The organism is Paenibacillus sp. PsM32, from assembly GCF_030433815.1.
Lineage (GTDB): Bacteria > Bacillota > Bacilli > Paenibacillales > Paenibacillaceae > Saccharibacillus > Saccharibacillus kyungheensis.
Genome location: NZ_JARUWY010000002.1, coordinates 311503 through 323340 on the forward strand (window position 1 = coordinate 311503; position 11838 = coordinate 323340).

The following is an 11838-nucleotide window of genomic DNA, read 5'->3' on the forward strand; positions in this document are numbered from 1 at the left end:
ACACCTATTCATTATTCATTATTCACAATTACGTTTTTACGTTTTCATATTTTACTTTTTTTATAAATGTATTATTTTTGAATGAGTTTGACTTGATCGATAAAAGCTGTATTGTCTCCAGTCGATGTAGTAGCTACGAATTTGATAGTGTGTTCTCCGGCAGTAACTACAAAATTATTAGTTGTATATGATGTATATGTGCCTGATGTTGGTGAATATGAACCCACTACTTTGTTATCTACATATACATCAAATGTTTGCGTTCCTCCTACACTGGTTCGTTTGGCAGCTTGAAATGTTAATGCATAAGTGCCTGCTGGAAATGTAATACTTTGACTAATCGATCCTGCTACTCCACTATCTGTTTTGAGATAAGCCGTTTGTACTCCGTCTGGAGCATTGGCGGCTGGATTGAATACACTACCATTACGCTGAATACCTGAACGTGTACTGAATACCCAATCGCTTGTAAAAGGGCCTACTTTGGTATTGGTTGTCGCAGGATTTTCAAAGCTTGTATTGGCTATTACTGCTTCAGGATTTGACGGTGGTACTGGTGTATCACTAGCTAACTGGATCGAGATTTGATCAAGAAATGCTGTATTATCGCCTGTTGTGGTTGTCGCTACAAATCGTATTGTACGTTTTCCATTAGCTGTAAAAGCATTGGTAGTATACGTTGTATAATTACCAGACGTAGGAGAATATGATCCAATCTTGGTCTGATCTACAAACACATCAAAAGTCTGTGTTCCTCCAAAACTGGTTCGCTTAGCAGCTTTGAAGCTAAGCTTGTATTCCCCTTGAGGAAAATTCAGTTGTTGCGTAATACTACCGGCTACACCGCCATCGGTTTTGAGATAAGCGGTTTGTTGTCCTTCCGGTGCTGTAGTTGCGCCAAAAGCACTGCCGTTTCGCTGTACTCCAGACCGACTATCGAATGTCCAACCACTTGTAAACGGCCCTGTTTTGGTAGTAGACACTGTTGGCTTTTCAAAGCCTGTATTATAGATCGCTACAACAGGTGTCTGCTCGGGTACATCATTGGTATAATAGCAACGCTTCGGTAGATTAGATGTTGGATCACCACCAAAAGCTTCATCTGTACATGCTACGCCATTCGTAAATGTGCCATATTTGAATAATCCATCTGCTCCATACGCTACACTGGCTGTGCCGTCAAAACTACATGTACCCCCTTCATACATACAGAATTGATACCCTTCAGGTCCTGTGCTATTTTGCAATATTTTGTACAAAGCAGAAGTAACACCAGAAGCAGTTAATCCTGATTTAAACGCTTTTGCTTTGAATACTTTTGTTCCACCTTCAGGTAAAATAACAGGCTTGGTATAAAGACTTGAAGAAGTGGTAGGCACACTACCATCTAACGTATAACGAATCTCTGCTCCTGCTGTGCCTGTTTTTACAGTGACCGCTTCAGATGTATCATACACACCGGACTTTAAGCTCAGTGTTGGTGCGTCTACCCGACTTGCTATCGATTGCGGAATAACCTTGATTAAAGCAATTCCATATCCATTCGGGTCTGCTACACTTGTCGCTTTGATAGCTACCAATTTTTCGGTCGTCACATCAGGTGGAGAATATACGCCGGTACTGCTGATTGTGCCATTACCTGATCCAACTACACTCCAGGTCACATCTGTCGATGCAGAAGCCAGTGTATTTTCTTCCGCTGGAGTAACATACGTATCTGAAGTTGCTGTAGTGGTCGAATTATTATTATTGACAACATCCTGTTTTTCTTTCGTTTTTACGTCATTCTCAGCAACAGGTAATATATCGTCTGTAGTATACGTATCTGCTACTACACTTGTCTGACTATAACTAGCGTCAATCACTGTCGCATTCAATGTTAATGTACTGCCTGAAGCTACGGTTGATTCGATCGGTGTCATCTTCACCTGTGCCTGTGGCTTCGCTGTTGTATAAATAGACACGTTATACTCGCTATTGATAGCAGAATCGGTGAACGATTGGTTCGCTGTAAATGAATTTTCTACTGCTGGCAATAACGCATTACCATCGCGCTGTACATCATCTTGATAATTCATTTTGTAAAACGTTTTGCCGATCGTTGTTGTTCCAAAATCGAACGTAACATTTTTACTTTGTCCACTTTTCGATTCCAATACAATCGTATAATTACCATCTTTTGCTTTGAAAGCGGCCGCACGAATATCGCTGGCTCCGCCTGTATTTACTGCAAGCACCTGACTGTGTTCAGGTACATATCTAGCTAACAATCCGGCAGAATAATAAGTTTTATTAGGTTTTAGCCCTAGCGGTAATCCATCCCACATCGTATAACTGCCGTTTGTATCACCATCAGGATCAGATGTCCATGCACCGTTAAGTTGCCACATTAGTGCTCCTTGCAGACCATCATTAGCAGCGCGAATGACAGAATTGGCAAAGCCTGAGTCCCAATTGCTCGCATTATCATCGCCCCATCCAAATTCAGTCATCACAATCGGCTTGGAACCAACTGCTGATTTGCGTTCTGCGATTCGTGCTCCCAGATCGTTATAGCTGGCTCCATAGACATGAAAAGTATACGCATCAAAGACATCGTCTGCATTTTGCTTCATGTATTGTGTCCAATCGAGCGCTCCTGTTTCTTCCGGTCCCCATAACTGAATCCGATCACGTAATCCATCTGCTTTTAACTGTTCACTAACTGCCCGAGACATTTGAGCAAAATACGCTTTCTGATCGGTAGGTCCTTCAAAATCCCAGCTTCCATTAGGTTCGTTATAAAAAGTCATATATTTGATATTGTCGTATCCACGCTTATTGATTAATTCGTTCAACAATGCTGAAGCAGAACGAGCATACGCCGGTAGATCAGTAGGTGCGCTGACATATGGATCTTTTAGATTGGGAAAGTTAAACCAGCTTTGAATACTGGAACCTACTTTCCATCCAAAGTTCAATTCCACTTCAGTTCCTGACGCTTTTAAGGCATCAATATACTGATAAAACTTCTGCATTTTTTCACTGTTCCATGTATATGTTCCTTTGCTTGGTTCCATCCAATCCAATTGAAACCAGACACGAGCTACTTTAGGTTGAAATTGATGAATCCGTTGCGTATCCATCGCCCAATAAGCGTCGTTATATCCATATTTAGCACCCAGCGCCATCAGATTGGTTGGAATAATATTAACGCCGATTCCCAAAAAGTCGGACTGAACTACATTTGAGGTGTTAATAGTGACTGTGCGGTTAACGTCTGCTGACGCTACTGTTGAAGTTGCTGCCAAAAGAGGGCTTTGAAAACATGGCAGTAAAAGGGATAACATTAAGATCGCAATTCCAATACTACTGCATACCGATCTTGCTTTTTTCTTCATCCTGTTCTCTCCTTTTATGATAAGAATAATAAACAGTTCGTTTGTGAGCATCTTAAGCATATTACAAAGATAACGCTTACAAATTGAAGAATCGTTAGAATTATTTGAATAATCTACAGATCTATTTGATTATTTCTGCACAAACTATTGAATAATCTAATGATCAACTTGAACAAAATCACAGCTTATTCCAGTAGTACACATTCTTATTTTCCAATTCAGGTATTGCAATTCTAAAAAAGAGGGATTATACTAAGCCTACGATTTTGATCGATCAATCGCTAATCGTTTTTATCTATTGCATGTAATGATTTCACTTATAAATAATGATTAAATATATACACATTCTATGACGAGAAAGAGTACGCTTGTAATCTGATCTACAGAGAGTTGGGTACGGTGCAAACCAACGTTCAGATGCTAGCTGAAGCCATCTCCGAGAAGCAGGCTGAAATAACCAACTAGGTGCTGCCGCATGTCCAGCGTTAACGGGAACACGTATTGATAGATACGTAGCAGAGTGTCATTTTGTGTACGCACAAAGTGGAACTAGGGTGGTAACACGGGTAAAAGACTCGTCCCTTTTTAGGGACGGGTCTTTTTTGTTTTCTTTTCCCTCATCCTCTACTGAATCTTATACGTGAACAGATCGTTATTCACTATTCAAAGACTTTTGAGGAGGAAAAATCATGACAACATCAACTATTAGCCAATTTTTAACCCCTTCTATACAGCAAATGAAGCCTTCAGGTATTCGCAAATTTTTCGATTATTCGTCAGAACGTACCGATATTATTTCACTTGGTATCGGTGAACCTGACTTTCCTACCCCTCGTCTAGTACGTGAAGCTTGTGTTCGTGCGCTAGAAGAAGGTAGAACAACGTACACTCATAATGCTGGCTTACCTAAGTTACGCGAAAGTATTGCTGATTACTTGTATACGAATTTCAAAGTTAATTACAATCCTGTCCATGAAATGATGGTGACCATCGGTAGCAGTGAAGCACTTGATCTAGCATTACGTGTATTGATTAACGAAGGTGATGAGATTCTGGTCCCTGCTCCCTGTTATGTATCGTATTCACCGATTACGAATCTAGGTGGCGGTGTTGCTGTTGAAGTAGAGACATTTGCTCAGCACAACTTCAAATTAACACCTGCTTCACTACTTGCAAGTCTCACACCACGTTCTAAAATATTGATTTTGAGCTATCCAAGTAACCCGACAGGTGGAATCATGACGTATGAAGATTGGTTGCCGATTGCTAAGATCGTCGAAGATCATAACCTAGTTGTCATTACAGATGAAGTATATGCTGAATTAACGTACGGGCAAAAGCATGTGAGTTTTGCAAGTCTACCGGGTATGAAAGAACGCACGTTGTTACTTAGTGGCTTTTCCAAAGCTTTTGCTATGACCGGTTGGCGTATTGGATATGCTTGTGGCCCTGAAGAATTAATTCAGGCTATGCTCAAAATCCATCAATATACTGTTATGTGTGCACCGATTCTAGGTCAGATTGCTGCGCTGGAATCGCTCAAACCTCATGGTCTGGCTGCAAAAGATGAAATGATGGCTTCTTATAATGCTCGTCGTATATCTTTTGTACAAGGATTACGCCAGATCGGGCTACAATGTCATGAACCACTCGGTTCCTTTTTCGCTTTCCCTTCTATCGCTCATACAGGTTTAACTTCAGAGCAGTTTGCAGGTCGATTGTTACAAGAAGTCGGTGTATTGGCTGTGCCGGGTACAGCATTTGGTAAAGGTGGCGAAGGATTTATACGTTGCTCTTATGCTACATCTTCTGTGCAATTGGATGCAGCATTAGGACGTATGCGTCAATTTTTGCAGACCATTTAGCAGATCCTTTTATAAGATAAATGCAGTGATGTATGATCAATCATTTTAGAGCTGAACTGATATTGAAGATTCAGCTCTATCGATTGAATCATATTCTATTCCCCACTCGATATGGATCACTTGTTGCAGACGTGTGATTACTTGCTCCCAGCTTATTTGCTGTTGTAGATGATAAATACCGTAAGGCATATTTGAAGTATAGAGTATTTCTGCGACAATCGCTGTCACTTCAGCAGTAACAATCGACTGATGATAACCTGTTAACCAACCAGAGACTGATACTGATTGATTGTCGTAGAAGTCAATCGCTTCTGCTTTGATACCATATTGCTCACTCCCTATATGCACATTGCTAAATATAGCCACAATAGCTCTACGTATCCATGAGATTGATAATAAACGGAAACAGCCTATTTTTTGCAGACCAGCGATTATTCTGGTTATTGCTACTGAATCAAATCCAAGACGTGTAGATATGGTTGGTATCTCTGTTGTTCTAGCTAATGCTTGTTGATCTGAAAATGGAAAACGATATACATATTGATGAGGTAATGCTGTGCCTAATGACACCCTGCGTCCTTCGGTAAAACTATGAACTTCGCTCCATTCTCCTTGCTTTTTCACCGGAAAAGAGGTATTCAACTGATCGACTGTCCATTCGATCGCTGCTTGACCATGATGTTCTCCTAATCCTAATACAACAGACAATTCTAGTTGATCGATATGATCCAATAAGGTACAGACATGCTGTGCTAGTAAATTGGTTAATCCAGGTGCTAGCCCTACACTCAGTAATGCTGTCGCTTGCCAAGAAGCTGAATTCAGTTGTTCTAGCTGATATAGAAAAGAATCTTTAGCCGAAATATCAATATAATGAATACCTGCACTCAAGCAATATTGCACCCATATCGTATCATGCTGATCCAGACACATAATAACTAATTTTACGTTCGACCATTGATATAATTGTTCAAATTGTTCTTGAATATGAGGCTGGATAATGATATTTGATTCTACATAATCATGATCTATAGTACTAGCCGGATGTTGCTTAATATCCCATTGTAATGGCTTTACTTTTCCTTTGGTGGTACGGCTAAATTGCTCTGCTCGGGCTATATTTCTTCCAGCAGCATACACTTGTTCTGGAAATAATTCACTCAAGCGCTGACAAATAGTCTGCCCTACACTTCCATATCCTCCTACAACAACAATCTGTTCTTTTTCCATCGGTTACACCCCTACTATTTATCTCTATATTTTGGATATGATTTATGCCTTGATTGCACTGGCAGTCCATCTTCTGTTAGCCTGTATAGATACTCATAATCTGGAATCTTGTGATGAGTACGCTCTATGTATTGTTCTGCTGTGGAATCGTTACAGCTTATAGATATATCGGAATTGGTCATCGTCATGCTCCTTCTGGTATAATCGGTAACTATTATTAAGTATATAGAGTTATCGTAAGATCACTATCCCAGAAAGATGGGATTTGTATCGTATACATGAGCAAAGATAGAACTGATAGGACAGAAATCTAACAAAGGTAGGCGATCATTATGAATACACCGACTTACATGCAAAAGCTCGAAGAATTCGCGCAACGTTCTCATTCTTCTTATGCGTATATCCACTCTTTATTAGAAGAATTAAAACCAATGATTCCTTTTGCAGGTGCTTGTTGTACAAATATTGATCCGTATCGCTTACTGTCTACTGGAGCAGTAGTCGAACACAATATCGAATCCATTCATCATCAATTGTTAGCTTATGAATACGGACATGAAGATATCAATCACTACGATGAACTGGTTTATTCCGATCATCCTGTAGTGACATTGCATCATATTACAGAAGGTCAACCTGAACAGAGTTCGCGATATCGAGATATTTTGGAGCCTGCTGGCTTTGGAGATGAATTACGGGCAGCGTTATTGTATAAAGGTAAATGCTGGGGATATTTGACCCTTTTTCGGAAAAAAGATCAGTCTTTATTTAGCGAACAAGAATGTGGTCTATTAAGTGGAATTGCTCCTGTGATTGCCCGGCATTTGCGTCAATTTAGTCTAGCGATTCCTTTTGTCAATGAAATCAAATTACGTTCGCCTGGCATTATGATGTTCTCCGAACAATTAGAATTGTTGTCATCCAATTCGGATACTTGCCACTGGTTAGACGTATTACGTCAACATGAAGGCATTACCGAATCTGTACTTCCACGTCCTATTCTTGCGGTAGCCAGTATGGCATTAGCTGATTATACTCATACAGCAAAATCATCACACCAGTGGGAGCACTCTTCGACAGAGAACTCACCGATTCAAGTATGTATACCTGTACGTCAACATGATTATGTACATATTACAGCGTATGGTCTGTATGGCAAGACCACTGGTATCCAATTGATGATAGCGATCCAATCGGCTTCTCCACTTGATATTTTGCCGTGGATGATGGAAGCTTATCATTTATCTGAACGTGAACAGCAGATTGTCGATCAAGTGATCGAAGGATTATCGACACGCAAAATTGCTGATATTTTGCATATTTCACCGTATACTGTGCAAGATCATCTCAAATCTATTTTTAGCAAAACAAAAACGACCAGTCGTAGAGAACTGATCGCTCGTCTATTATCCCGAACAACTTGCCCAGAAGATAATAATGTACCTTTATCATTATAAAATCTCGACATAATAACTAGACATTACACATATACATGAGACATTCAAATCAAAGTGATTTTTCGATTAAATAGCAACTTACCTAATCGATAACACTCTTCATTTATTTCCAGATTGCAGTAATATGCTTGCTTTTACGTCTCATGTATCGTTTCAGCGCACTTTCGCTTTTGCGAGTCGCCAGTGTCTGCTTAACACCTTGCATTAATAATTTATAGCGCCAATCATCATCATGGCTAATTTTGTGTAATTCATCCAAAAATTCTTCACTCATTGTAATCACTCCAGTTCCAGAATACGAACTCTATACTTATATTATACCCAATGTATATGAATTCTTTATGGAAACTAGCTTAAGATTAGCTGAAAAATGTATGAAGAATAATTACTTATTCTTGTGCTCACGTTTAGTCTTATTTCGATTCGTACTACACATGGTAGAGCATTTGCTATTACAGGGCTTGTATTAGGATCAGTGCAGATCTTTTTTGTACTTCTACTTGTGTTTCTAGTCAATTAAGTCGATAAAACTCAACCTTTGATCGCACCTTCAGCCATTCCAGCTAATACTTGTTTGTTGAACACAGCGAATAAAACTACTGTTGGAATGGTAGCGATCATAATCGCTGCGAACATCGGTGCATAATCGGTTGTATATTCCCCTGCAAAACGGGTCAGACCAACAGGAAGCGTGAGTTTGTCAGGATCAGAAATAAAGACAAGTGCTAATAACAACTCGTTCCACACCCCCACAAAACTCAAAATCGTAACTGTCATCAGCGCAGGCTTCGAGATCGGTATAACGATCCGCCAAAAAATACTATATACTGTACAGCCATCCATCACAGCAGCTTCCAACATTTCTTTCGGAATACCTGTAAAAAATCCGCACAATACCAGTACAGCCGCTGGCAATCCAAATGAAATATAAATTAGAATCAGACCGAACTGCGAATCTACTAATCCGACTTTGGTAAAATATACAAACAGTGGAATCAATGTCGCATGAATCGGAACCATCATCCCTAATAGAAAATAAACAAAAGTTGCTTTTGATAATTTCCAACGTAACTTGGTTAAAGCATATGCCGACATCGCGCTGAATACCAGTACAGCGACCAAAGTAGCTGAAGAAATCCAGACCGAGTTCAGCAGATATCTGCCTGTATTACCTGTTGTCCAGGCATTCCAATAATTACTCCACATCCAGTGTTGGGGCAATCCCCATGGATTAGTATAGATTTCAGGTGTTTCTTTGAGCGAATTAAGTAATAACCATAACAACGGATATACATAGAAAATCGCTACAAAACACAGCACAGCATAAATCATGATTTTACCTAGTGGAAAAAAACGTCGTGTATCTACATTACTTTGCCGTTTGGTTGTCTCTACATAAGGCGAAGATTTCATCCTTCCTGTTCACCCCCATCGCTATCCGATTTAATATTCAATACTTGATTTGCGGAAAATCATATTGATCAGCACTGTTGCCGCCAGACACATTAACAACAAGATAACAGACAAGGCGTCTCCATACCCGTATTCAAATTGACGGAACGATCTACCGTACAGATAAGAAGCGAGTACCTGTGTCTGATTGGCAGGCCCTCCACCTGTCATGACAAATACGAGATCAAAAAACTTGAGTGAACCAATTGTTATCAGAATCGTTGTTACTTTCATAATCGGTTGTACCAGTGGAATCGTCATATGCCAGACAACTTTCCAACCTACCGCACCATCGATCCGTGCCGATTCAAAAATATGCGCAGGGATATTCTGAATAGCAGCAATATATAGAATCATCGTATACCCGAGGTATTGCCAGCCCACGACAAAAGATACCGCCCACATTGCTGTATCCGGTTGAGATAACCAATCGTTAGCCAGTGAGGACATCCCCAGCACTTCTAACAATTTATTAAGCATGCCAATTTCAGGATTATAGATAAAGCTCCACATCATCCCTACAGCCACACTAGAGATAACAGCTGGAAAAAAGAAAATATTTTTAAACCATTCTTTACCTTTGATCGAACCTGTAATCAAAATAGCCAGCAAAAACCCGAGTCCTTGCTGAATAACCAGACTGACAAACAATAAAATCATCATATTTTTTATACTGGTAAAAAAGACCGAATCCCTGGTAAACATACGTGTGTAATTATCCAGACCGATAAATTTCATCGGACTAATAACATCCCATTTGAAAAAGCTAAAATAAATCGAAGCAACAATCGGAATAAACACGATCGCTGTATACAGTAGCAATGCAGGCAACAAAAATACAATAATTGCTGACTTATTTCGTAACATTCGTTCCATCATCTTCCGCCTTTCCAGAACTACAATGGTGTCTAATATTTACTTTGCAGATTATATAGCTGAGGAATAAGCAGTAAGAAATCACTATCACTAAGGCTCCTTATCATTCAGATGCCAGAGAATTATGATTTCTTACTGTATTTTTTTGTAATGAATACTTTGCTGTTTTTTATTCTTTGTTATCTTGCGTGAATTGCTCTAGACTTTGAAAAGCTTCTTCTGGTGCTTGTCCTGCTAATATCGCTTGAATTGTTGTATTGTATTCATCACCGATCTTCGCACCCAGACCTACATCGTAGAAAATAAACATGCCTTTCATATCAGACATTTCTTTTTGCAAATCTTGTGCAACAGCAGGCACTTTGTCTTTATCCAGCTTCACATTGACTGCTGGAATATCTCCATTTTCTTCTGCCAATTTGGTCTGTACTTCATTACTTGTCCAAGCTTTGATATATTCAAGAGCCGCATCTTTATTTTTGGTATTCGCACGAATGACTAGGTTGTAACTAGGTTGCCCTAACCATGTATTTAGATCACCTTTACCGCCTTCAAATGTAGGGAATTTGGCGATTCCTATTTTGCCTTGAACTTTGGAATCTGCTGCTTCTACTGAACCTACTGCCCAGCTTCCCATCACGAACATAGCCGCTTCACCATTTTTGAACATATTCGTAATTGCAGTATTATCCAATCCTAAGAATCCGGAAGGGAAAGCACCCATATCTCGTAATTCATTCATTACATTTCCTGTCTGAATATACGAAGGGTCCATCCATGTGCCTGTTCCTTCCATCAATTTGTTAAATGGCTCGTCTCCACCGATTCGATTCGCTACCATTTCGCTAAATAGAGCGCTTGTCCATGATTCTTTGGCTCCAAATGCAAATGGTGTAACACCATTATCTTTAAGTACTTTAATAACATTTTTGAGTTCTTCGTAAGTAGTTGGTGGAGTCAGATTATATTTTGCAAAAATTTCTTTGTTATAAAAAAGAGGCACTGTCGCAAATGCTGTCGGGATCGCATACACTTTATTATCAAATGTCAGTAGATTGAATGCCCCTGAAGTAAAGCTTTTTTTCCATTCAGGATCAGCATTCAAAATCTCGGTCAAGTCCATAATTCTGCCTGAATCTGCATACGTTTTTAACTTACCAGCAGCATGACTTACAAATACATCCGGGCCTGCATTCGCTGCAAGCTCTGCATTAAGCTTCGGATAATACCGATCAGTTCCCGGGATATGCTGTACTTTCATCGTGGTTGTCGCATCTTTACGTTCATTGTATTCTTTGGCTAGTTGTTCCGACATCTTATACACATAACTGTCTGCATTTTGCCAGTCATAGATAACCGTTTCACTTGTTCCTCCTGTAGAACCTGATCCTGTAGACGATTCTGAACTATTCCCGCATCCTGCAAGTACACTACTTAATAAAAGAACACCTGTGAGTACACCGATACTTTTTTTCCAATACCCCTTTGTCATGACTCTTTTCATCCTCTCATGCTTTCGGTATAGAATACGCTTTCATCATATAAGGTGATCGGCATATCGACCATGTGGTATTTCTG

Annotated in this window: 8 protein-coding genes and 1 other annotated feature; of the genes, 2 read left to right on the forward strand and 6 right to left on the reverse strand. The window is 39.7% G+C overall.

The features are described 5' to 3' along the window. Positions 1–71 precede the first annotated feature (71 nt). Positions 72–3380 (reverse strand): chitobiase/beta-hexosaminidase C-terminal domain-containing protein, encoded by a 3309-nt coding sequence (locus QCD85_RS07215; RefSeq protein ID WP_301262124.1) that lies wholly within the window; start codon positions 3378–3380, stop codon positions 72–74. A gap of 340 nt (positions 3381–3720) precedes the next feature. Beyond that, positions 3721–3966: a binding site (T-box leader), on the forward strand. A gap of 103 nt (positions 3967–4069) precedes the next feature. Between QCD85_RS07215 and QCD85_RS07220 the strand changes: the two genes are divergently transcribed. Further along, the gene (locus tag QCD85_RS07220; protein WP_301262125.1) at positions 4070–5245 is read left to right on the forward strand and encodes an aminotransferase class I/II-fold pyridoxal phosphate-dependent enzyme; all 1176 of its coding nucleotides are present in this window, start codon (positions 4070–4072) and stop codon (positions 5243–5245) included. Between the two features lie 45 nt (positions 5246–5290). On the opposite strand, the gene QCD85_RS07225 is transcribed toward QCD85_RS07220, so the two are convergent. Continuing rightward, positions 5291–6475 (reverse strand): saccharopine dehydrogenase NADP-binding domain-containing protein, encoded by a 1185-nt coding sequence (locus tag QCD85_RS07225; RefSeq protein ID WP_301262126.1) that lies wholly within the window; start codon positions 6473–6475, stop codon positions 5291–5293. 332 nt (positions 6476–6807) lie between these two features. Between QCD85_RS07225 and QCD85_RS07230 the strand changes: the two genes are divergently transcribed. Beyond that, on the forward strand, positions 6808–7932 hold the full coding sequence (locus QCD85_RS07230; protein ID WP_301262127.1) for a LuxR C-terminal-related transcriptional regulator: 1125 nt from the start codon (positions 6808–6810) through the stop codon (positions 7930–7932). A 103-nt stretch (positions 7933–8035) separates the two neighbouring features. Here QCD85_RS07230 and QCD85_RS07235 read toward each other — a convergent pair whose 3' ends face one another. The 4 genes from QCD85_RS07235 to QCD85_RS07250 all read right to left on the reverse strand — a co-directional run bounded on the left by QCD85_RS07235 (position 8036) and on the right by QCD85_RS07250 (position 11752). Further along, entirely contained in the window at positions 8036–8206 is a 171-nt protein-coding gene (locus QCD85_RS07235; protein ID WP_273612754.1) for a hypothetical protein, read from the reverse strand. A gap of 257 nt (positions 8207–8463) precedes the next feature. Continuing rightward, positions 8464–9345 (reverse strand): carbohydrate ABC transporter permease, encoded by an 882-nt coding sequence (locus QCD85_RS07240; protein WP_273612755.1) that lies wholly within the window; start codon positions 9343–9345, stop codon positions 8464–8466. Positions 9346–9375: 30 nt separating this feature from the next. Then, positions 9376–10260 (reverse strand): carbohydrate ABC transporter permease, encoded by an 885-nt coding sequence (locus QCD85_RS07245; RefSeq protein WP_273612756.1) that lies wholly within the window; start codon positions 10258–10260, stop codon positions 9376–9378. Between the two features lie 169 nt (positions 10261–10429). Beyond that, positions 10430–11752 carry an ABC transporter substrate-binding protein gene (locus QCD85_RS07250; protein WP_301262128.1) on the reverse strand — a complete coding sequence of 441 codons (1323 nt, stop codon included), beginning with the start codon at positions 11750–11752 and terminating at the stop codon, positions 10430–10432. Between the last annotated feature and the right edge of the window lie 86 nt (positions 11753–11838).